We start from the raw sequence: 22,016 nt of genomic DNA, 5'->3' as shown, positions 1-22,016 counted from the left end.
CCCCTGGGTCCCGGATCAGCCCTGCGGGCTGTCCGGGATGACGGATTTGGGTGGGGCCTTCGGAACCCTCACCCGCACGAAGCCGTAGAGAACCAGGGCCAGCAGGACCATGCCGCCGGCGATGGCCGGCGCCTGCCAGTTGCCGGTGGTCAGCCGTACGACCAGCAGGCCGGCGCAGCTGAGCAGGCCCAGCAGCGGCACGATGACCGGCGGCTCGAAGGCGCCGCGCGGTTCGTCCTTGCGGTGCTTGAGGACCAGGAAGGCGGCGTTGACCACGACGAAGACGGTCAGCAGCAACAGCACCGTCGCCTCGGCCAGCTGGGTGACACCGCCCGACAGCACCAGCACGATGAGGATGGCCAGCAGCAAGCCAATGGCCACATGCGGCGTGCGCCGGCCGGCGTGGACCTTGGCCAGTGGGGCCGGCAGGCGGCCATCGCGGGCCATGCCGAACAGCAGGCGTGAAGCCGTCACGTAGTTGACCAGAGCGCTGTTGGCGACGGCGGCGATGGTGATGACAACGAAGGTCCAGGCCGGGAACCAGGGGGCGGCCTTGTGCATGACGTCGGCCAGGGGGGACTTGGCTTCGCCAAGGGCCTGCCAGGGGATGACCGAGACGGCGGTGATCGCCACCCCGATGTAGAGGACGGCGGTGATGGCCATGGCCAGGATCATGCCCAGCGGCAGGGTGACCCGGGGGTTTTTCACCTCCTCGGCGACATTCAGGCTGTCCTCGAACCCGACGAAGGCGAAGAAGGTCAGGGCCGCGCCCTGCAGCACCAGCAGGGGGGCGAACACCGCCGCGGCGCCGGATGTGGAGGGGGCGAACTGCAGCAGGTCCTGCTGGCCCCAGAACCGGGCGCCGACGGCGATGACCAGGATCAGGCCGCCAGCCTCGACCAGGGTGCAGACCATGTTGACCCAGATCGACTCCTTGATGCCGCGAAAGACGATGCCGGCCATCAGCAGGAGGTAGCCAAGGCCCAGGATGACGGTTGGGAACTCGGCCAGGATCGGGGCCCGTTGCAGGTTCTCGGCGATGACCAGGGCGCCGGTTGCGATGGAGGTCAGGCCGGAAAAGGCGGTGGCCATGCCGACGATGTGGGTCAGCAGCGGCATGCGGAAGGCATGATGGGTCATGTAGGCCGCGCCGCCGGCCCGGGGATAGCGCGACCCTAGGGCGGCGTAGCTGAGGCCGGTGAACAGGGCCGCGACCAGCGCCGCCAGGAAGGACAGCCAGACCGCCGAGCCGATCTGCCCGGCCGCCTTGCCGACCAGACCGTAGATGCCGGCGCCCATCATGCTGCCGGCCCCGTAGAGCATCATCTGCACCGGGCCGATGGCGCGCAGGAGCTGGGGTTCGCCAGTGTCGGGCGGTTCGGCGTCAGCGGTCATTCGGCATCAACGCGTGAGCGCCCAGTTAGGGGGCAGGGGGTCATGGCGTGACCGAAGGGGCGGATGAAACGGTGATTGTAGCAGATCTGGCCCGTTCGAGCGAGAATATTATTGTTTAAAATCAAGATCATAATGACCAACCGCGGACCGTCTTTCGACCAATCTGCCGCCCGCATCCGTCCAACCATGCCGCCGTATTCGACCACCCTGTTTCCTCCCGACGGCCACCAGGGGACACCCACGGCTGGGTCGTCGGCAGGTGAGCCGTGAACCCTCGCGCCGGAGGAATTTGAAACCCGGGTATGTCGCCGTCCGTCAACCGCCATGGGGAAGGTGAAGCGGGTTTCGTCGGCGTCCGAGGTCACACCCAAGGTTCCGCCATGGGCGGCGGCGACGGCGGAAGCGACGTGGCGCCAAGGCCGAGACCTCAATCTCGTTCCAGGCTCTACTTTCCGCGATAGGCCTTCAGAACCTTCGCCGTTTCCTTGGCCACGAAATCGTCGTCGTCGGACCACTCATACCCCAAGGTCTCGGCGAGGTTGAAGAAGCCCGGTCCGGGACGGGTGCGGCCGGATGTCTTGCGATGGACCAGCACGGTGAGAAGGCACTTTGGCCGGCCGCTGTCGGTCATTTCGGAGATCGCTCCAAGAATTTCGCCGATCCGATTCCTGTCCGCCGGAATACGCCAGTTGAGGCCGACCTCTTCCATCACCGGTTCGTAGAAAACGTGGTCCCGCTGCGCCCGCGCGACGCCTTCGAGGTATCGCTTTACGGCGTCGACCTCTTTGGCTCGCTTCTGTTCACGGGCCAGGAGACTGTCGAGTTTCACGAACGGGCTTCGCCCAATGCGCACGGCGTCAAGCCGGTTGTCGCGCAGCATAGCGCTGACGCCGGCGGCCGACATACCGAGGTGTTCGGCGACGAGCGAAATGGGAATTACGGCCAAGCGATAGTCGGCTTTGTAGGCCTCCAGGTAGGCGTCCAGCGTGCCGAAAGACAACCCCGATGCAGTCATGCGACAAATTCCTTGAGTAAGAGATTTGTAACAATACAAAATCCTGGGCTGGAATCAAGAGCACGAGGGTGCAGCGATGCTGCAAGGCGTCAGTTCGAGCTAACTGACGGGGAGCATGGCGTTCCGCGCCCAATGCACGATGGCCTCGGCCGGCATGGCGCCGCTGGTGCGGGCGACCTCGCGGCCCTTGTGGAACAGGATCATCGTGGGGATCGAGCGGATGTTGTAGCGGCCGGCAATGGCCTGGTGGGCTTCGGTATCGAGCTTGCCGAGGCGCACGGCCGGTTCGAGCTGGCCGGCGGCCTTGGCGAAGGCTGGGGCCATGGCCTGGCAGGGACCGCACCAGGCGGCCCAGAAGTCGACCAGCAGGGGCAGGTCGCTGGAGCGGGCGTGGCGGTCGAAGCTGGCGGCGGTGAGTTCGACGGGCTTGGCCGCGAACAGGGGCGATTTGCAGACCCCGCATTTGGGCGCCCCGCCGAGACGATCCTTGGGGACGCGGTTGAGCGCGCCGTCGGTCGGGCAGGCGATGACCAGGGTTTCGGCGGCGGCGGCTTCGCTCATGAAAAGGCTCCACCGGAGACAATCCGGTGGAGCCGAGATGGTTTCGGGGAGGAAACCCTACAAGGGGTCAGGACTTCAGCGTCAGCGACACACCCCAACTCACCGAAAATCGGGGTTAGCTGACCCGTTCGAAATCCATGTCCCAGTTGACCTCCCAGGTCGTGCCGCCGTCGGGGGAGAAGGCCTGGGACCAGTGGGCGGTGATGGGGGTGATCTTCGACCAGGTAAAGCGGACGAGGATGGGTTTGCCCTCGAAGACGTCCTCGCCGGTGAAGGTCCCGACACCGTCCTTGAAAGCCCCGTGCACCGGCGGTTCGATGCCGGGGTAGCGGGCGTCGAGCCACCAGATGGACCAGCGGTCCAGCCCGGGATCGAAGCGGCGCACGCCGACCGCGCCGTAGGCGCCGGTGGGGATGTTGAGGATGTTGTCGTCGACGTTGCCGAGGCCGCCCATGGTCTTGCGGCACTGGCACCAGCCTTCGAAGGATTCCCAGTCGGTGGAGCCGGCCAGCCGGGCCTTCAGCCGGCGGTGCTTGACCCGCCAGGAGCCGGTCAGGAAGTCGAAGTCCTTGCGGCCGTCGGCGGGCGCCGGCGGGCCCTGGATCAGGGAGCGGGCGGTGGGCTGCAGGCGCTGGACCTGGATGGGACCGGTGATGTGCGCGGCGAGGGCGCGGATGAAGGCGTCGCCCGGGCCGGCGGCGAACAGGCGCTGGGCCTGTTCATCCGGGAAGGCCTGGAACCAGACGAAGGCGGTGACATCCTCGCGGATCGGCAGGCGGGGGTAGCTGTTGGGCCCCGGATCGCTGGCGAAGGCGGCGATTACCGGGGCGCCGGCGGCGGCCAGCGCCGGGGCGACGTCGCGGGCGAACCGGGCGGCGAAGGCGGCTTCGTCGCCCCTGGCGACGGGGCAAACCGTGGCGGTGATGACGGCGGTGGAGGCAGCGGTCGAACCGACCGGGACCCGGGCCTGGCCGGCCAGGTCGAAAGGCTGGATAGGCGCCAGCTGCAGGACGTCGTCTGAGTCGGCGATGGTGGCGTTGGCGGCGGTGCGGGTCGCCTGCCAGACGGGGCCGGTGTAGAAGCCGTCGAGAGCGTCGTGGCGGGTCCGCGGGGTTTCGAAGCCGCGCAGCCAGACAAAGCGGTCGGGGTTGTCGAGGTCGCGAAAGGTCCCGAGGACCGTCGAGCCCAGCGCCTCCTGGCTCTCGATGAACTTCTCTTCGAACATCGTGACCAGCGCCTCGCGGCGGCCCTTGCGCATGGCGTACTGGCGCAGTTCGACGATCTGTTGATGCCGGGCCACGGCGGGGGTGGCGACGTCGGCGGCGGCGGTGAGGACGTCTCGGCGGGTCATGGAAGCCTCCTGGGAAAATCGAGCGAGGCGAGAGGTAGTTGGCGCTACCTGACAGGACTTGTCAGGATTTATCCGGCACAGTCGAAAAATGCGTTCAAGCCGACTCCTCTCCATCCTGATGCTGCTGCAGACCCGTGGCCGGATGACCGCGGAGAAGCTGGCGGCCGAGTTCGAGGTGTCGGTGCGCACCCTCTATCGCGACATCGACGCGCTGAGCGCCGCCGGGGTGCCGGTCTATGCCGACCGGGGGCCGGGCGGCGGGTTCGCTCTGCTCGACGGTTATCGGACGCGGCTGACGGGGCTGACCGATCAGGAGGCCCATACCCTGATCCTCGCCGGCCTGCCGGGGCCGGCGGCGCAGCTGGGGCTGGGTCAGGCGATGGCCGATGCGCAGCTCAAGGTGCTGGCGGCCCTGCAGGAGGGCCCCGGGGCGGCGGCCATGCGGGCCCAGGCGCGGATCCACCTCGACCCGGTCGGCTGGTTCCGCCAGGCCGATGGCGGCGACTGGTTGACGGTGCTGGCCGATGGCCTGTGGCGCGACCGGCGCCTGGCCGTGCGCTACGGCCCGCGCCGGCCGGTTGAACTGGTGCTCGAACCCCTCGGCCTCGTGCTGAAGGCCGGCGCCTGGTACCTGATTGCCCGTTCCCGGGGCGAGGTTCGCACCTATCGCGCCTCCCAGGTCATCGCCGCCGAGGTGACCGAAGACGGCTTCGAGCGGCCGGCCGACTTCGCGCTGGCCGACCATTGGACAAGGGCCCAGGCCGACTACGCCGAAAGCCTGAAACAGGGTGTCGCCCGGCTGAAGGTGACGCCGGACGCCCTCTACGCCCTGCGGCGCGATGGGGTGGAAGTGACCGAGGTGGTGGAGGGGATCATCGAGACGCCGATGGAAGCTCCAGACTGGACGGCCCGTGACCTGATGAAGCTGGGAACCGGCGTCGAGGTGCTTGAACCGCCGGCGCTGCGGGAGCGCATGGGGCAGCTGGCGGCCCAGATCGCGGCGCTCTATGCCTGACCTCCACACCGTCATCCGGGCCGTAGCGTAGCGGAGAGCCGGGACCCAGGGCCCACTGTCACCGCTGACCGCGTCCGCCAATGCCGTGCTACGTCACCCCTTGGGTCCCGGATCGTCCCTGCGGGCCGTCCGGGATGACGGAGAGGGCGGTAGAAATATCTGGCACCAGAGCTGTTGCATATTGCGAAATGCTTCCTATCTAGGCTCTCGATGGCGCAAACAACCCGCCAGATAGGGACTTATCCATGATCGACCGCCGCCCCTTCGAGCAGCTCGGCCATGCCAATCACGGCTGGCTCGACGCCCGCCACCACTTCAGCTTCGCCAACTGGTACGAGCCGACCCGCATGGGTTGGGGCGACCTGCGTGTGTGGAACGACGACGCCATCGCGCCCAAGTCCGGCTTCCCGCCGCACCCCCACGCCGACATGGAAATCATCACCTATGTCCGCACCGGGGCCATCACCCACCAGGACAGCCTGGGCAACACCGGCCGCACCGGCGCCGGGGATGTGCAGGTGATGAGCGCGGGCTCCGGCATCCGTCACGCCGAGTACAATCTGGAAGACGAGACCACGACCCTGTTCCAGCTGTGGATCCAGCCGCAAACCCGTGGCGGCGAACCCAGCTGGGGCGCCAAGCCGTTCCCCAAGGGCGATCGGTCGGGAAAGTTCGTGGCCCTGGCCAGCGGTATCGAGGGCGACGAGGACGCCCTGCCAATTCGGGCTACCGCCCGGGTCCTCGGCGCCACCCTGAAGGCCGGCGAGACCGCGACATATGATCTCGCCGACGGCCGTCACGGCTACCTGGTCGCCGCCACCGGCGAGGTCGAGGTCAACGGCGTTTCGCTCAAGACCCGCGACGGCGCGGCCATCAGGGACGAGGGAGTCCTGACGGTGACGGCAGTCAGTGACGCGGAACTCGTTCTGGTTGATTCAAACTAAACAATCGGACAGCGAGTAGATGCGGGCCGGTCGCGATGCGACCGGCCCTTTTTCGTTGACCACCAATGGGTTAGCCTCGTAACGCTCCGACTGAACACCGTTACGGGACCTCCAACACACGTGCGCTTCGACCTGCTCAAGATTTTGCTGGTGGACGACAACCACCACATGCGTGTGCTGATTGGAGAGATCCTGCGGGCCATCGGCGTCAAGGGGGTCTTCGAGGCGACCGACGGGGCCGAGGCGCTGAACATCATGCGCCAGCACGCCATCGACATCGTCATGAGCGACCTGGCCATGCAGCCGCTGGACGGCATCGACTTCACGCGGCTGCTGCGCAACTCGCCCGACAGCCCCAACCAGATGTGCCCGGTCATCATGATCACCGGCCACTCGACCCAGAAGCGGGTCAAGGAGGCGCGGGACGCCGGGGTGACCGAGTTCCTCGCCAAGCCGGTGACCGCGCGCGGGGTCATCGACCGGATCACCCGGGTCGTGGAGCATCCCCGGCAGTTCATCCGCAATGAGAGCTATTTCGGCCCCGACCGTCGCCGGCGGGTTGATCCCAACTATTCGGGGCCAAGGCGCCGCAGTTCGGATGAGGACAAGCCGATCGGCTAGAGCGAGAGAGCGCAGCTCTCGTTGATCGTCGGCCGCGAGATGACCACCCGGCACAGGCCCGGGAAACGGTCCTTCAGGGCCCGCGCGAAGTACAGGCAGAGGTGTTCCAGGGTCGGGGTCTCGAGCCCCGGCTTGTCGTTGAGCAGGCCGTGGTCGAGCTCGGCGGCGACCGCCTTCAGCTCGGCGTCCAGTTCGCCGAGGTCCGTCACCCAGCCCATCGGACCGCTGATCTCGCCGCGCACCGTGGCTTCGACCCGGAAGCTGTGGCCGTGCAGGCGCGTGTAGGGGCTGTCCACCGGGCCGTTGGGGAAATGGTGGGCGGCGTCGAAGGTGGCTGCCTTCGTGATCTCGAACTGGGGTTGGGTCATCTGTGTCGGAAAATAGGAGATCGCGGGCTCAAATGCCCTAGGCGATGCCGAGGTATTTGTGAGTTTGGGTGCTTAAACGCCACCTGGGGTGCGAAAGGCAATAGGCGATGCAGGCCGCGGTGGCGCCTTCACGGTCCGGACCGTCCATGGGCTGCAGGTAGAAGCGCTCGAAATCGAGGTCTTCGAAGGCGGCCGGATCGACCCCGGCCTGGGGCCAGACCAGCTTCAGTTCCTGGCCTCTGATCTGGACGACCCCGGCGTCGGCCTTGGGGCTGACGCAGACCCAGTCGATTCCGGCCGGGGCGGGGAGGGTGCCGTTGGTCTCGACGGCGATGGAAAAGCCGCGGCGGTGCAGGGCGTCGATGGCGGCCGGGTCCAGCTGCAGCAGCGGCTCGCCGCCGGTGCAGACAACCAGCCGATCGTCCGGACCGCCCGTCCAGGCCGCCTCGACGGCGTCGGCCAGCGCCTCGGCCGTCCTGAAGCGGCCGCCGCCCGGGCCGTTGGTTCCCACGAAATCGGTGTCGCAGAAGGTGCAGACCGCGCCGGCGCGGTCCTTCTCGCGGCCGGACCAAAGATTGCAGCCGGCGAAGCGGCAGAACACCGCCGCCTTGCCCGCCTGGCCGCCCTCCCCCTGCAGGGTGAGGAAGATTTCCTTGACCGCGTAACTCATCTCCCGGGGGTCTACAGGAGTTGGGGCGCCGCCGAAACTCCCCGAGGGCCCTGAAACTCCCGCTGGGGAAAGGTGGCGACTCAGGCGTTTTTGAGTAGTCGCGCCAATTTTGACTGTCCGTAGGGGCAGGTTCCCTTGCGTCAGTTCTCCTGTGGATGGAGCAACTCGCCCGAGGGCAGGAAAACGGCGCGTTTATTGGGCCACAGTCAGGTGAAAAGCCGTAACCTATCGCCGTTCACCTACCCGCAGGACATTGACAGTCTTCAAATGCGCGTATGTCATCCATGGAAGCTGCGGGGGAGTGTCGCGCGTCCCCGACAGCAATCAAAGACGCGGCACTGAGGAAACATACGGCGACCGCAGTTCAGGCCAATTCAGGCCGGCGGCGCCCGGGGAGGGTTAGAATGCACAATTCTCTGCGCCTGCGGAGGACGCTGGCTGTCGGCGTGTCCGCCTTTGCCATCATGGCTGTCGCCGCTCCGGCTTTCGCTCAGGACGAGGAGCCCGCAAGCGGCACCACCGTCGGTGAGTTGATCATCACGGCGCAGAAGCGCGAGGAAGCCATCCAGGACGTTCCGATCGCGGTGTCGGCCTTCAACCAGGAATCCCTGGAAAAGGCCAAGATCGACGGCGGTCCCAACCTGGTTCTGGCCATCCCGAACGTGAACTTCTCCAAGGGGAACTTCACCGGCTACAACTTCCAGATCCGCGGCGTCGGCGCCAAGCTGGTCGCCGCTTCCGGTGACGCCGGCACCGGCATCCACCTGAACAACGCCCCGCTGACCGCCAACAACCTCTTCGAGTCGGAATTCTTCGACCTGGAGCGCGTCGAAGTCCTGCGCGGGCCGCAGGGCACCCTGTACGGCCGTAACGCCACCGGCGGCGTGGTCAACGTCATCACCGCCAAGCCGACCGACAACTTCGAAGCCCTGATCCGCGGCGAAGTCGGCAACTACAATTCGCGCAAGGTCCGCGCGATGATCAACATCCCGATCGGCGACACCATCGCCATCCGGGCCGCCGGCGCCTACCTCAAGCGCGACGGCTACGGCGACAACCTGACCACCGGCAACGATGTCGACGACCGCGACCTGTGGAACACCCGTCTGACGGTCTCCTTCGAGCCGACCGACACCTTCCGCACCTACCTGCTGTGGGATCACTTCGAGGAAGACGACAAGCGCTCGCGCATCGGCAAGCAGTTCTGTCTCAAGGACAGCGGTCCGACCAGCGTCGGCGGCGTCCCACTCTCGGGTGTGGGCCTGATCGCCGACATCCAGCAGGGTCTGTTCAGCCAGAGTTGCCAGGACGTCAAGGCCGGCGGGCCGGGCACCCTCGGCACGCCGGATACCCGCGGCACCCTGGGTGGCCTGTTCGGATCCCTGTTTGGTTTCACCACCGGCGACCAATTGGCTGGCGTGATGCAGGACCCGGACATCCGCAATATCCAGTCCTCTTTCGACCCGGTCTACCAGGCCGAGACGGACATCATCCAGTTCAACGCCGAATGGGACATCACAGACGAACTCACGGTCACCTCGCTGACCTCCTATGCGGAAAACAGCCTGTTCACCAAGCAGGACTACAACCGCATTGTCCCTACCAAGACGCTGAACGCCGTACCGAACCCGGTGAACGCTTATGCGGCGCTGCCCGGCTACGCGGGCATTTACGCGGCGGTGTTCCCGGGCGGCTTCATCAACGATCCACAGTTGGGCGCGTCGAATCTCTTTACGACCGCTGATATTTCCGGCGGCCAGAGCGAGAACTTCAGCCAGGAACTGCGTCTGTCCTCGAACTTCGACGGGCCGGTGAACTTCAACATCGGCGGCATCTATCTCGATTTCACCTCCAACGGTGACTACTACGTCCTGGGCAACACCCTGACGGGCGCCCCCCAGCTCGAAAACCTGCTGCCGCCGGCGGCCTCGGTTCTCGCCTGTTCCAACGTCACACCTTGCTTCGTCGATCCGAACGAAAACCCGAACCGCTCGGGCCGCAACTACTATGACAGCACCGGCGAGTATCACCTGAAATCCCGCGCGGTGTTCGGTGAAGTCTACTGGAACCTGACCGACACCCTGAAGATCACCGGCGGTCTTCGCTACACTCACGATCGGAAGATCGTCGAAAACCGGCCGGTTGTGCTGGTGGTCCCGGGAACGGGCGTCCCGCTCGACCCGACCACCCCGCACCTGAAGGCTGATTTCGAAGAGTTCACCGGCCGACTGGTGGTCGACTGGAAAGTCACCGACAATAGCCTGCTCTACGGCGGTTACTCGCGCGGTTACAAGGGCGGCGGCGTCAACCCGCCGTGCTCGGCCTCGGCGGGGGTCAGCTGCTTCTCGCCGACCTTCGAGCCTGAATTCGTCGATGCCTGGGAGTTCGGCACCAAGAACACCCTGATGGACGGCCGCCTGGTCGCCAACGCCGGCATCTTCCACTACGACTACATCGGCTATCAGGTCTCCAAGATCGTCAACCGCACCTCGGTGAACGAGAACATCGACGCCAAGATCTACGGCGTCGAGTTCGAAAGCATCTGGGAGCCGATCGATGACTTCCGCCTCAACATGACGGTGGGCTACCTGCACACCGAAATCCAGGACGGCAGCTCGATCGACGTCTTCAACCGGACCCAGGACAACCCGGCCCTGACGCTGGTCAAGTCGAGCGCGGCCTCCAATTGCGTGGTTACGACCGCCAACGCGGCCCTGGCCCTGTCGACCTCGAACGCCACCAACAACCCGTTCGCCATCCTGGGCGTCTGCACAGCGGTCACCACCGCCACGGCCGGCACCCCGCTGATCGCGGGCGATCCCAACAGCCCGATCGCCACCGGCACCAACGCCTTCGGCGGTCTGATCAGCGACGGAGTCGCCGCCGATCTGTCCGGCAACAAGCTGCCGAACTCGCCGGAATGGACCTTCTCGCTGGGCGCCCAGTACACTTGGCACTTCGGCGGTTGGGACGCGACCCTGCGCGGCGATTACTACCAGCAGACCGACAGCTTCTCGCGGATCTACAACTCCAACGCCGATCAGCTGGAAGGTTGGTCCAACACCAACGCCACCCTCACTGTGGCGAACGAAGGCTGGGGTCTCAGCTTCGAACTCTTCGTCAAGAACCTGACGGACGAGGAAGTGCTGACCGACACCTACCTGACCGACGACTCCTCGGGCCTGTTCCGCAACGGCTTCTTCGGTGAGCCGCGGACCTTCGGCGTCTCGGTGACCAAGACCTTCGGCATGTAAGCCGAACACCGGTATCTAGAGTAAGGGCGGCGGAGACCTCGGTCTCCGCCGCTTTTTCTTTGCGCGGTTGCAGGCTTAACCTGTCTGAAAGCGCGATGGTGCAGGATCACACTCCAAGCTTGCAGGTCAGAACGGCCCGCGGCCAACGAGACCCGCCCTGATGGATCGCCTTGATCACCTGATTGACCGTCGCGCCCCCCTGTCCCTGGACGCGGATGTGGCGGCGGCCAGCCGGGCCTTCGAGGACCAGCCCGACGCCCAGGTTCTGGCCGTGGTCGACAGCGATGGCCGCCCGGTCGGCCTGCTGCGCCGCCAGGCCTTCGAGGCCGCCCGCCCCCCTGGCCCGACGCCGGTGGCCTCGGTCATGGACCTGGCTCCGCTGACCATCGACGGCGCGACCCGCACCTCCCAGTTCCGCGACGAAATGCTGGCCGAGAACCGGCGGGCCCTCATGGGCGGCTTCATTGTCACCGAGGCCGGCCTCTATCTCGGCGTCGGCACGGCGGTGAACCTGCTGGCCGCGCGCGGCGACCGCTCGCGGGCCCGGCACGACGCCACTATCGCCCACACCCAGGTCCTCGCCGCCGAAATCCTGCGCCAGCTGGACGACGCCCAGACCTTCGTCGACGCCCTGATCCGCCAGCCGCTGCCCGCCGACAGCAAGAGCTGCGCCCAGGCCCTGGCCGACAGCTTCGCCGACCTGCACCGCCTGATGCACCGGGCCAGCGCCATTCAGGCGACCGAGGCGGGCCTGGCCCCCCTCGCGCCCCGGCCGACCCTGCTGCGCGAGGTCATCGACAGCCTGGAGGCCCGCTGGGCCGCCCGTGCCGCCACCGCCGGCGTCACCCTGCTGACCGCCTATGACGGCGCGCCGGAGCTGGCCGCCGAACTCGACGCCGACCGCCTGGCCGACCTGCTCGACGGCCTGGTCGAACGGGCCTTGAGCGCCACCCGCCGCGGCGCCGTCGAGGTCACCCTCAGCGCCCGTCCGGCCCTGGAAGGCCTCTCCCTGGAGGCCCGCGTGCGTGACGCCGGCCAGACCCCGGACCCGGCCCGCCTGGCCCGCATCTTCGAAGCCATCGACGGCGAGAAGCCGCTGGCCATCGGCTTCGGCATGGCCCACGCCGCCAGCCTGGCCGGGGCCATGAACGGCGTCATCCGCGCCGAGACCAACCCGGGCTCCGGCGCCACGGTTGTCTTCAGCCTGCTGGCCCCCGAGGCCGTCGAACAGGTCGCCGCGCCCGCCGCCGGCATGATCGCCGCCTCCGCCGCCCACATCCTGATCGTCGATGACAACGCCACCAATCGCATGGTCGCCGAGGCCCTGTGCGAGATGTTCGACTGCACCAGCGAACAGGCCGTCGACGGCGTCGAGGCCGTCGAGATGGCCACCATCGGCTGCTACGACCTCATCCTGATGGACATCAAGATGCCGCGCATGGACGGCGTCGCCGCCACCCGCGCCATCCGCGCGCTGCCCGGCCCCGCCAGCATCGTCCCGATCGTCGCCCTGACCGCCAACGCCGATCCTTCGGACGTGCGCGACTACATCGCCGCCGGGATGAACGATGTCGTCGAAAAGCCGATCAAGGCCGAGCGCCTGCTGACGGTGTTCGACAAGGTGTTGAACGGCGACCGCGAAGCCGCCAACGCGCAGAACTCGGCCGCGGCCTGATCAGCCGGCCAGGGCGGCGGAGCTGAAACCGTCGTCCAAACTGCCCCGCACCTCGACGCTGTGACCGGCGAACAGGTCGCCGTCATCGTACCAGAAGGTCAGGCCTCGCTCCTGATCCAGGTCGAAACTGCTGAGGCTCAGCCGGGCCTGGAAAGCGTCAACAGAGAGCGGCGCCGGGTCGCTCGCCTCATCCCGCCAGGTGTCGTTGAAGAGGTCGAGCAGATCCTCGCGGATGCGCCGCCGAGCCCTTTCGTCCCAATCGGCCAGGGCGGCCACGACGGCGCCGGCCTCCGGAACCATCAGCGGCCTGTCGTCCGGGCCGGCGGGCAGATGCACCCGGACGCTCCCGCCGCGCCAGGCCACCTCGCCGTTGAACCAGGACAGGCTCCGGTCGAGGGTAAGGTCGCCCAGTCGCGCGTCCTGGACCACCACCGGCGCCTGCAGCGCCGCGGCGAAGGCTTCCAGCTCGTCGTCGTCGACGATGGTGTGGACCAAACCCTCCAGGAAGGCCTGGCGGACGCCGTCATCCTCCGGCGGCGGCATGCGAACCTTGATCCGGACGAGGTCGTAGGGATCGAAGGCGGGACCGAGGACGGCATAGGCGTCATCATCGGCCGGTCGTTCCAGCCGGACGGGCGTCCGCTGCACCGGGCCTCCGGGCAGGCGCCAGGCGATCAGGTTGGCCGAGAACGTCCATTCAGGATCGCCCTTCCAGCGGCTGCGGCCCGCGCCGCTCGGATCGACCAGGCCGATGATCTCGATGACCGGTTCACGCGCCTGCGCCCCGCGGCGGCTGGCGCGCAGCGCCTGGCTGTCGCGGATCAAGGTGTCGATATCGGGCGGCGGGGCGGCGGGCACGAGAGGTCCTTGCATGCGGCTCATCCGCCGTCGGGCTGACCCTAGGTTGGAACGGCTCGTCTGTGAAAGGCCCTGGTGGCGGGGGGCGGGATCGAACCGCCGACCTGTGGGTTATGAATCCACCGCTCTAACCATCTGAGCTACCCAGCCATTCAAGGCGTGCGTGCCAGGGAGGCGGCCTTATAGGGGCGTTGAAACGGCTCTTCAAGCGCCGATGACGCCCTCTCCCAAAAGATTGCCCCTCCCGGCGCAGCGGTGGTTCCGTTCAGCGCCATCGCGCACATTCCATTTGTCGCGCGTTTGATCCGATAACCGGTTTCCACTTATCGGAACCCGCTCTAGGGTCCGGGGCGATGAGCGTCCTGCATCTTCTGGGATCCGGCGGCGAGGGTGGGGCGGAGCTCTACTTCGTTCAGCTGGTCAGCGCCCTGCGCGCCGGCGGTCCCGACCAGGCTGCGGCGATCCGCAAGAACCCCGGCCGCGAGAAGGCTCTGGCCGCCGCCGGCGTCGCCGCCCGCACCTTCAGCTTCGGTGGGCCCATCGACTTCCTGACGCGCCCTGGCGTCTCGGCCCTGGCCAAGGATGTCAACGCCCGGCTGCTGGTCGCCTGGATGAACCGGGCGGCGCGCCATACGCCCAAGGGGCCGTGGGCCCGGATCGGACGTCTCGGCGGCTACTACAAGCTCAAGAACTACCAGGGCTTCGACCATCTGGTCGGCAATACCCAGGACATCGTCGACTGGGTGATCGGCCAGGGCTGGCCGGCCGAGAAGGTTCGCTACATCCCCAACTTCGCCGCCGCGCCGGACGAGGTCACGCCCGTCGACCGGGCCAGCCTGGATACGCCCGAGGGCGTGCCGTTGCTGCTCGGCATGGGCCGGCTGCACACCGCCAAGGCCCATGACGTCTCGCTGAAGGCGCTGAAGAGCCTGCCCGAGGCCTATCTGTGGATCGCCGGCGTCGGCCCGCTGGAGGAACAGCTCAAGGCCCTGGCCAGCTCGCTGGGCGTGCTTGATCGGGTACGGTTCCTCGGCTGGCGCACCGACGCCCCGGCGCTTTATCGCACGGCCGATGTCTGCCTGTTCCCCTCGCGCTACGAGCCGCTGGGCAATGTGGTCATCCAGGCCTGGGCCCACGGACTGCCCGTCGTCGCCGCCGAAAGCCAGGGGCCCAAGGCGCTGATCCGCGACGGCCAGGACGGCCTGCTGATTCCCATCGACGACGAGGCGGCCCTGGCGACACGCACCGCCGCCCTGCTGGCCGACCCCATGCAGCGCATCAAGCTGATCCAGAACGGCCACGCCCGCGTCGAGGCCGAGTTCAGCCAAGGCGCCGTCGTCGGCCAGTGGAACCAGCTGTTCGCCCAGTTCGGAGCCGCCTGATGTGCGGCATCGCCGGGGTGCTGGCCGAAGACGCCGGCGGTAGCGGGCCGTCGGCCCGGCCGCTGATCCAGCGGATTGCTCACCGGGGCCCCAACGGCATCCGGGTCGAGGACGGCAAGGGTTGGTCGATCGGTCACGCCCGCCTGTCGATCATCGACCTGGAAGGCGGCTGGCAGCCGCTGCACGCCGCCGGCTCGACCATCATCGGCAACGGCGAGATCTACAACTATCTCGAACTGGCCGAGGAGTTCGGCCTCAAGGACCGCCTGGCGACCGGCTCCGACTTCGAGCCGCTGCTGCACATCTACGCCCTGGAGGGTGAGAAGGCCTTCGATCGGCTGCGCGGCATGTACGCCTTCTGCCTGATCGGCGGCGATGGCCGGACCTGGCTGGTGCGCGACCCCTTCGGCATCAAGCCGCTCTATTTCCGCGATGGCCTGAATGGCCGCGAGGAGGGCGAGGGTGTGGTCTTCGCCTCAGAGCCGCGCTCGCTGGTTGATCGCCCTTTGCAGGTCAATGAACACGCTGCCGGCCAGCTTCTGGCGCTGAACTACAGTTTCAGTCCTGTCCTGATGCACGAATGCCATCGCCTGCCACCCGGCGCCGTCGCCGAGGTGAAGGGCGACTTCATTGAGGAACTGCGAGTGCGGCCGGCTCTGCCGCCGGCCGGTGTGACGGCGGGCGACGCGGCCTCCCTGCTCAGACAACTGGACGCCGTGCTCGAGGACAGCGTGCGGGTGCATCAACGCTCGGACGTGCCCTATGGACTGTTCCTGTCGGGCGGCGTCGACAGCGCCACGGTCGCCACCCTGATGGCCCGGCTGAACGAACGGCCGGTGATCGGCTACACCTGCGGCTTCGACGCCCCCGGGGCCCGCGACGAACGGGCCCAGGCCGAGCGGGTGGCCAAAGCCCTGAACCTCGACTGGCGCGAGACCACCTTCACCGAAGAGGACTTCTGGTCCATCGCGCCCAAGGTGGCCTGGGCCTTCGACGACGCCACCGCCGACTACGCCGCCCTGCCGACCTTCAAGCTGGCCCAGGCGGCGCGGGCCGAGCTGACCGTGGTGCTGACCGGCGAGGGCGGGGACGAGCTGTTCGGCGGCTATGGCCGCTATCGCCGGGCCATGCGGCCCTCGTGGCTGGGCGGTCGCCCGGCCGAGCCGCGCGCCGGCTCGCCCTGGATTGACGACTGGCGGGACGCGGCGGCGCAGGTCGCCGTTCCGGGCCGCACGCCGTTGCAGCAGGCCCAGGCGGCGGATGTCGCCACCTGGTTGCCCAACGACCTGTTGCTCAAGCTCGACCGCTGCCTGATGGCCAACGGGCTGGAGGGACGCACTCCCTTCCTCGATCCGGAGGTTTCTGCATTCGCATTCAACCTGCCCGACCGGATGAAGCTGCGCGGCAAGTACGGCAAATGGCTGCTGCGCAAGTGGCTGGAACGGCACTGCCCCGCGGCGGACCCCTGGGGGCGGAAGAAGGGCTTCACCGTGCCGGTCGCTGCATGGATCGCCCCCCGCGCGGCCGACCTCGGTCCAAGGATCGCGCGGGTCGAGACCGTCGCCAAGGTGCTGGACGCAGACGCCGTGCGGGCCGCCTTCGCCGATGAGCGGGGTGAGGCCCAGCGCTGGCCACTGCTGTTCTTTGCCCTCTGGTCCTTAATTCATGTGGAGGATGCGGATCCCTCCGACGCGATGAGGACTTTGCGAGGTGGCGACTGACCCTATCTAGGGAGACAGTCACATTCCGGAGTTTCTCATGCGCAGCCTGACCGTCCTTGCCGCCGCCGCTGTCCTCGCCGCCTGTGGCGGCCAACCCAGCGATGCGCAGACCCCGCAGGCGACCAGCGGGCCGCTTGAAACCCGCGCCGCCAACGCCCCTTACAAGCCGGCCTTTCCCGGCCAGACCCGCGCGCCGCTGAAGAGCGCCGGCGTCGCGTTCAACACCGTCACCGTGGCGGACGGTCTCGATAAGCCCTGGGGCCTGGCCTTCCTGCCGGACGGCCGGATGCTGGTCACCGAAAAGGGCGGCGCCCTGCGTATCGTCGGCAAGGACGGCAAGCTTTCGGCCCCGGTCGGCGGCCTTCCGCCGGTCGATCCCAAGGGCCAGGGCGGGCTGCTCGATGTCGCCGTCCACGACGGCTGGGTCTACTGGAGCTTCTCCGAGCCGCGCGAGGGCGGCAACGGCACGGCGGTGGCGCGCGGCAAGCTGGTGGGCGAGGCCCTGACCGAGGTCGCCGTCCTCTGGCGGATGACCCCGGCCTTCGACAACAACATGCATTTCGGCTCGCGGCTGGCCTTCTCTCCGGACGGCTTCCTGTTCATCACCACCGGCGAGCGCTCGGAAATGGCCGGCCGCATGCAGGCCCAGAAGCTGGACGCCGCCTTCGGCAAGGTGATCCGCATCTATCCGAACGGCGTCATCCCCAGGGACAACCCCTTCACCTCCGTGGTCGGGGCCCTGCCGCAGATCTGGTCCTACGGCCACCGCAACATCCAGTCGGCGGCGATCAATCCGAAAACCGGCGAGCTGTGGACCGTCGAGCACGGCCCGCGTGGCGGCGACGAGGTCAACATTCCGCGCCGTGGCAAGGACTACGGCTGGCCGACCATCAACTACGGCCTGGAATACAACGGCAAGCCGATCGGAGACGGACTCACCGCCAAGGACGGCATGGAGCAGCCGGTCTACTACTGGGACCCGGTGATCGCGCCCTCGGGCATGGCCTTCTATGACGCCGGCCTGTTCCCGGCCTGGAAGGGCAGCCTGTTCGTCGGCGGAATGAAGGACCGCGATCTCGTGCGCCTGACCCTCGACGGCGACAAGGTGGTCGGCGAGGAGCGGCTGCTGACCGATCTGAAACAGCGCATCCGCGACGTGCGGGTCGGCCCGGACGGCGCGGTCTATGTGCTGACCGACGGCGGCTCGCTCATCAAGCTGACGCCGAAGGGCTAGGGCAGGGCGGATGGCCTGCCTGTCAGATCACAAGTAACCTCGCCACCTCTTCGCCGATGGCCAGGGAACTGGTCAGGCCGGGGCTCTCGATGCCGAACAGGGCGACGAGGCCCTCGATGCCGTGGGTCTCGGTCCCGCGAATCTGGAAGTCGGGCTGCGGCTCGTCCGCCCCATGCAGCTTGGGCCGGATGCCGGCGTAGTCGCCCGACAGGTCTTCCACCGGCAGGTCGGGCCAGAACTTGCGGATATAGGCGGCGAAAGCGTCCCGCCGGGCCGGATCGACGCTGTAGTCCTCGGAGGCGACATATTCGAGGTCCGGTCCGAACACTGCCTGGCCGCCGAGGTCCTTGCGATAGTGGGTGCCCAACGCCCCGTGGATCGGCGGCGGATAGATCAGCCGTTCGAACGGCGCCTTGGCCTGCAGCCGGAAATAGACACCCTTGCCGTAGTGGCCGGGGGGAATCTGGTCGGCGGGAAAGCCGTCGATGTGACCCGCAACGCCCTGGGCCGAGAGGCCGGGGGCGGTGACCAGCAGGCGGCAGGTCAGCTCTGTCGCCTCCGCGCCGCCGGCCCGCACGGTGAAGCCGCCGCCGGCCAGGGGCGTCGCGCCTTCGAACGGCGTCGAGGTGACCACGGCTCCGCCGGCCGCCTCGATCTCGCCCTGCAGGGCCAGCATGTAGCCGTGGCTGTCGAAGACGCCCGACTGTGGTGACAGCAGCGCCGCCTCGCATTTCAGGCCGGGCTCCAGGGCCCGGGCCTGCTCGCCGGTCAGTCGCTCCATGCCCTCGACATCGTTGGCCAGGGCCTGGTCCCAGATGGCGTTGAGGCGCGAAACCTCGTCCGACGTGGTGGCCACGACCAGCTTGCCGCAGCGGCGGTAGTCGATGTGGTGCAGGTCGAGGAAGGCGTAGAGCATCCGCCGCCCCTGCACGCACAGCCGGGCCTTCAGCGATCCGGTCGGATAGTAGAGACCGCCATGGATGACCTCGCTGTTGCGCGAGGAGACACCCTGGCCGATGGCGGCTTCCTTCTCGAGGACGGCGACAACCAACCCGCGCTTGCTCAGCGCATAGCCGCAGGCAAGGCCGACGGCCCCCGCGCCAACCACCACGGCGTCGAAATCGAACTGGCTCATGTAGCGATTGGTAGAGCGCGCCGCCCGGCGCCGCTAGCCCACCTGGCCCCGATGGCGCAGGAAGGCGTCGGCCAGGACGCAGGCGGTCATGGCCTCGACGACCGGCGGGGCGCGCACCCCGACGCAGGGGTCGTGCCGGCCCTTGGTACGCAGCTCGATCTCCTCGCCGGCCTCGTTGAGGGTGCGGCGCGGGGTGAGGATCGAGCTGGTCGGCTTGAAGGCGACGCGGGCGATGACCGGCTGGCCTGTGCTGATGCCGCCCAGAACGCCGCCGGCGTGGTTGCTGAGGAACGTCGGGCCGTTGTTGCCGGCCCGCATCTCGTCGGCGTTCTCTTCGCCGGTCAGGGCGGCGGCGGCGAAGCCGGCGCCGATCTCGACGCCCTTGGCGGCGTTGATCGACATCAGCGCGGCGGCCAGTTCGGCGTCGATCTTGCCATAGATCGGGGCGCCCCAGCCGGCGGGCACGCCGTCGGCCTCGACCTCGACGATGGCGCCGGTCGAGCTGCCGGCCTTGCGGATGCCGTCCAGGTATTCGCCCCACTTGGCCGCACTGGCGGCATCGGGACAGAAGAAGGGGTTGTTGGCGGTCTCGGCCCAGTCCCAGGCGGAGCGGTCGATGGCGTGGGGTCCGACCTGGACCAGGGCGGCGCGGACGGTGACGCCCGGGACGACCTTGCGGGCGATGGCTCCGGCGGCGACGCGGGCGGCGGTCTCGCGGGCGCTGGAGCGGCCACCGCCGCGATAATCGCGCCGACCGTACTTGGCGATGTAGGCGTAGTCGGCGTGGCCGGGGCGGAAGGCGTGGGCGATCTCGCCGTAGTCCTTCGACCGCTGGTCCTCGTTTTCGATCATCAGCGAGATCGGCGTGCCGGTGGTGAAACCCTCGAAGACGCCCGACAGGATGCGAACCGTGTCGCTCTCGCGGCGCTGGGTGACATGCTTGCTGGTGCCGGGCTTGCGCTTGTCGAGGAAGACCTGGATGTCGGCCTCGGTCAGCTCGATCCCGGGCGGGCAGCCGTCGACCACGCAGCCGAGCGCCGGGCCGTGGCTTTCGCCCCAGGTGGTGACGCGGAACAGATGGCCGAAGGTGTTGTGCGACATCGTGCAGGCGTCTTAGCGCAATCGCCCCAGCCTACAAGACCGGAGCCCAGTTGGCCTGGAAGGCGCGCAGCCGGCTGCGGGCCCCGCTTTCGGTCGGCGGGGGCGGGGGCTTGAGGGTGACGATCAGGTCGCCGGCGGCGTGGGGCCCCCGGGCCGGCAGGCCCTGGCCGGTCAGCCGGACCAGGCCCCGGGCGATGTCGCGCCGGCCGATCCAGATTTCCTTGGGGCCGGTCGGGGTGGCCAGCGGCAGGCGACCGCCGGCCTGATGGGGCAGCTGCGCGCTCAGCCAGAGGTCATCGCCGCGCAGGGTCAGGCCGGCCGCGCCCTTGACCGTAACCGTCAGCAGGGTCTCGCCGGCGCGCACGGTGTCGCCGGGGCGCAGGCCGGGCGGCAGGTCCAGCGCCAGTCGCCTCCCATCGCCGAGGCGAGTGAGGATACGGCCGCCGGCGGCGGCCTGGGCGGGGCTGATCTCGATGCCGTCAGCCTGGACAGGCTTCGGCGGCGGGGGCGGCGCCGGTTCGGGGGGCTTGGCGGCCTTCAGCAGGCCATAGGCCTCGACCACCGCGCGCAGTTTGGCGGCATCGCCGCCCGGACGGTCCGGGTGCGCGGCCTTGACGGCGGTTCGGAAGGCGGCGCGCAGGGCCGCCTCGCCGACATCGCCGCGCACGCCAAGCAGCGCCCGCGCCTTGCGGGTATCCATGGATTTGGCCGCCACCATCAGCGCCCCTGTTATTGTTGGGCTCACCGTGGGCTGCACAGAGTCAATTCCGGGTTAAGCGTGGCGACATGAGCGGGGCGGCGCTACATAGCGGTCATGGCCGACGACACCCTGATCCCCGCCTCGCCGAGCGAAGACGACTACGTCACCCAGGTGACCAGCGCCGAGCCGCTGCCCCTGCTGCCCGAGGCCGACCCCATCGCCCTGTTCGAAACCTGGCTGAAGGCGGCGGTAGAGTCCGAGGCCAACGACGCCAACGCCATGACCCTGGCCACGGTCGACGAGACCGGTCTGCCGGACGCCCGCATGGTGCTGCTCAAGGGCGTGGACGCGTCAGGCTTTACCTTCTTCACCAACTTCGAGAGCGCCAAGGGCCGGGAGCTGCTGGCCAATCCCAAGGCCGCCCTGCTGTTCCACTGGAAGTCCCTGCGCCGTCAGGTGCGCATTCGCGGGACCGTCGCCCCCGTCAGCGAGGCCGAGGCCGACGCCTACCACGCCACCCGCGCCCGCCACAGCCAACTGGGGGCCTGGGCCTCGGAGCAGTCGCGGCCGCTGCCAAACCGCTTTGCGCTGGAAAAGCGGGTGGCCGAGATGGGCCTGAAGTTCGGCCTCGGCAAGGTGCCGCGCCCGCCGCACTGGTCGGGCTTCCGCCTGACGCCGCAGAGTATCGAGTTCTGGCGCGATCGCCCGTTCCGTCTGCACGAGCGGCTGGTGTTCGCGCGGTCCGGCGAGGGCTGGACCACCTCCCGGCTGTACCCCTGAGGCTAGCGAAGCGGTCAACGATTATACCAGGTTCCGAGGCAGGCAAGAGACTTGCGCTTCGTAAGCCTTTGATCTGGTGTGGTATTCAGGGTGGTGTGGGGGCTGCGGATGTTGGCGCGCGCGTAGGCATGGCGTTGGCGCCGGCGCGGGGAATGTAGGCGCCTTTTGACACCCCGGCGCCTACCTGGCGGCGGACTCCGGGCGAACCGCTCGTTCTGGCCGGCTTTTCAGGATGA

Annotated in this window: 19 protein-coding genes, 1 tRNA gene and 1 pseudogene; 10 read left to right on the top strand and 11 right to left on the bottom strand. The window is 68.1% G+C overall.

Features of this window, described 5'->3' with window-relative positions:
• Positions 1–15: 15 nt before the first annotated feature.
• The 4 genes from AC2YG9_RS22060 to AC2YG9_RS22045 all read right to left on the bottom strand — a co-directional run bounded on the left by AC2YG9_RS22060 (position 16) and on the right by AC2YG9_RS22045 (position 4,322).
• Positions 16–1,395: an APC family permease gene (locus AC2YG9_RS22060; protein ID WP_487300155.1), complete on the bottom strand. Its 1,380-nt coding sequence runs from the start codon at positions 1,393–1,395 to the stop codon at positions 16–18.
• Between the two features lie 445 nt (positions 1,396–1,840).
• On the bottom strand, positions 1,841–2,410 hold the full coding sequence (locus AC2YG9_RS22055) for a hypothetical protein (protein WP_487300154.1): 570 nt from the start codon (positions 2,408–2,410) through the stop codon (positions 1,841–1,843).
• A 99-nt stretch (positions 2,411–2,509) separates the two neighbouring features.
• Positions 2,510–2,971 carry a thioredoxin TrxC gene (gene trxC, locus AC2YG9_RS22050; RefSeq protein WP_487300153.1) on the bottom strand — a complete coding sequence of 154 codons (462 nt, stop codon included), beginning with the start codon at positions 2,969–2,971 and terminating at the stop codon, positions 2,510–2,512.
• 115 nt (positions 2,972–3,086) lie between these two features.
• On the bottom strand, positions 3,087–4,322 hold the full coding sequence (locus tag AC2YG9_RS22045) for a hypothetical protein (protein ID WP_487300152.1): 1,236 nt from the start codon (positions 4,320–4,322) through the stop codon (positions 3,087–3,089).
• An 88-nt stretch (positions 4,323–4,410) separates the two neighbouring features.
• On the opposite strand from AC2YG9_RS22045, the gene AC2YG9_RS22040 reads away from it, so the two are divergent.
• From AC2YG9_RS22040 to AC2YG9_RS22025, 4 genes and pseudogenes are all read left to right on the top strand, one after another.
• Complete coding sequence (locus AC2YG9_RS22040; protein WP_487300151.1) at positions 4,411–5,337, top strand: helix-turn-helix transcriptional regulator; 927 nt, start codon at positions 4,411–4,413, stop codon at positions 5,335–5,337.
• A 12-nt stretch (positions 5,338–5,349) separates the two neighbouring features.
• Positions 5,350–5,476: pseudogene (locus tag AC2YG9_RS22035) on the top strand (hypothetical protein); the annotation flags it as partial.
• Between the two features lie 106 nt (positions 5,477–5,582).
• Positions 5,583–6,281: a pirin family protein gene (locus AC2YG9_RS22030; protein ID WP_487300150.1), complete on the top strand. Its 699-nt coding sequence runs from the start codon at positions 5,583–5,585 to the stop codon at positions 6,279–6,281.
• 120 nt (positions 6,282–6,401) lie between these two features.
• A complete protein-coding gene (locus tag AC2YG9_RS22025; RefSeq protein WP_487300149.1) occupies positions 6,402–6,902 on the top strand; it encodes a response regulator in 501 nt (166 codons plus the stop codon).
• On the opposite strand, the gene AC2YG9_RS22020 is transcribed toward AC2YG9_RS22025, so the two are convergent.
• A complete protein-coding gene (locus AC2YG9_RS22020) occupies positions 6,899–7,270 on the bottom strand; it encodes a 6-pyruvoyl trahydropterin synthase family protein (protein ID WP_487300148.1) in 372 nt (123 codons plus the stop codon). The genes AC2YG9_RS22025 and AC2YG9_RS22020 overlap by 4 nt on opposite strands.
• A gap of 37 nt (positions 7,271–7,307) precedes the next feature.
• Positions 7,308–7,940: a 7-carboxy-7-deazaguanine synthase gene (gene queE / locus AC2YG9_RS22015; RefSeq protein WP_487300147.1), complete on the bottom strand. Its 633-nt coding sequence runs from the start codon at positions 7,938–7,940 to the stop codon at positions 7,308–7,310.
• 404 nt (positions 7,941–8,344) lie between these two features.
• Here queE and AC2YG9_RS22010 point away from each other — a divergent pair, with 404 nt between their 5' ends.
• Positions 8,345–11,194 carry a TonB-dependent receptor gene (locus AC2YG9_RS22010; RefSeq protein WP_487300146.1) on the top strand — a complete coding sequence of 950 codons (2,850 nt, stop codon included), beginning with the start codon at positions 8,345–8,347 and terminating at the stop codon, positions 11,192–11,194.
• A 160-nt stretch (positions 11,195–11,354) separates the two neighbouring features.
• Positions 11,355–12,869, top strand: coding sequence for a response regulator (locus AC2YG9_RS22005; RefSeq protein WP_487300145.1), 1,515 nt, complete (start codon positions 11,355–11,357; stop codon positions 12,867–12,869).
• Here the strand turns inward: AC2YG9_RS22005 and AC2YG9_RS22000 are convergent, their stop codons facing one another.
• Positions 12,870–13,742 (bottom strand): DUF2262 domain-containing protein, encoded by an 873-nt coding sequence (locus AC2YG9_RS22000; RefSeq protein ID WP_487300144.1) that lies wholly within the window; start codon positions 13,740–13,742, stop codon positions 12,870–12,872.
• 58 nt (positions 13,743–13,800) lie between these two features.
• Positions 13,801–13,877: transfer RNA gene (locus tag AC2YG9_RS21995), tRNA-Met, on the bottom strand.
• Positions 13,878–14,080: 203 nt separating this feature from the next.
• Here AC2YG9_RS21995 and AC2YG9_RS21990 point away from each other — a divergent pair.
• From AC2YG9_RS21990 to AC2YG9_RS21980, 3 genes are read left to right on the top strand one after another with little or no spacing between them, the layout of a single operon-like run.
• Complete coding sequence (locus tag AC2YG9_RS21990) at positions 14,081–15,109, top strand: glycosyltransferase (protein ID WP_487300143.1); 1,029 nt, start codon at positions 14,081–14,083, stop codon at positions 15,107–15,109.
• Complete coding sequence (gene asnB / locus AC2YG9_RS21985) at positions 15,109–16,830, top strand: asparagine synthase (glutamine-hydrolyzing) (protein ID WP_487300142.1); 1,722 nt, start codon at positions 15,109–15,111, stop codon at positions 16,828–16,830. Before AC2YG9_RS21990 ends, asnB begins: the two co-directional genes overlap by 1 nt.
• A 37-nt stretch (positions 16,831–16,867) precedes the next feature.
• Positions 16,868–18,064: a PQQ-dependent sugar dehydrogenase gene (locus AC2YG9_RS21980; RefSeq protein WP_487300141.1), complete on the top strand. Its 1,197-nt coding sequence runs from the start codon at positions 16,868–16,870 to the stop codon at positions 18,062–18,064.
• 22 nt (positions 18,065–18,086) lie between these two features.
• On the opposite strand, the gene AC2YG9_RS21975 is transcribed toward AC2YG9_RS21980, so the two are convergent.
• From AC2YG9_RS21975 to AC2YG9_RS21965, 3 genes are read right to left on the bottom strand one after another with little or no spacing between them, the layout of a single operon-like run.
• Positions 18,087–19,199 carry an NAD(P)/FAD-dependent oxidoreductase gene (locus AC2YG9_RS21975; RefSeq protein WP_487300140.1) on the bottom strand — a complete coding sequence of 371 codons (1,113 nt, stop codon included), beginning with the start codon at positions 19,197–19,199 and terminating at the stop codon, positions 18,087–18,089.
• 33 nt (positions 19,200–19,232) lie between these two features.
• The gene (gene aroC / locus AC2YG9_RS21970) at positions 19,233–20,300 is read right to left on the bottom strand and encodes a chorismate synthase (RefSeq protein ID WP_487300139.1); all 1,068 of its coding nucleotides are present in this window, start codon (positions 20,298–20,300) and stop codon (positions 19,233–19,235) included.
• Between the two features lie 31 nt (positions 20,301–20,331).
• Positions 20,332–21,018, bottom strand: a complete 687-nt coding sequence (locus tag AC2YG9_RS21965) for a molecular chaperone DnaJ (protein ID WP_487300138.1) — start codon at positions 21,016–21,018, stop codon at positions 20,332–20,334.
• Positions 21,019–21,114: 96 nt separating this feature from the next.
• On the opposite strand from AC2YG9_RS21965, the gene pdxH reads away from it, so the two are divergent.
• On the top strand, positions 21,115–21,780 hold the full coding sequence (gene pdxH, locus AC2YG9_RS21960; protein ID WP_487300137.1) for a pyridoxamine 5'-phosphate oxidase: 666 nt from the start codon (positions 21,115–21,117) through the stop codon (positions 21,778–21,780).
• Positions 21,781–22,016 lie beyond the last annotated feature (236 nt).

This window comes from Caulobacter sp. SRI_014 (assembly GCF_057586315.1).
Note: the sequence above shows the minus strand (reverse complement) of the source record. Positions and strands in the feature narration are given on the sequence as shown.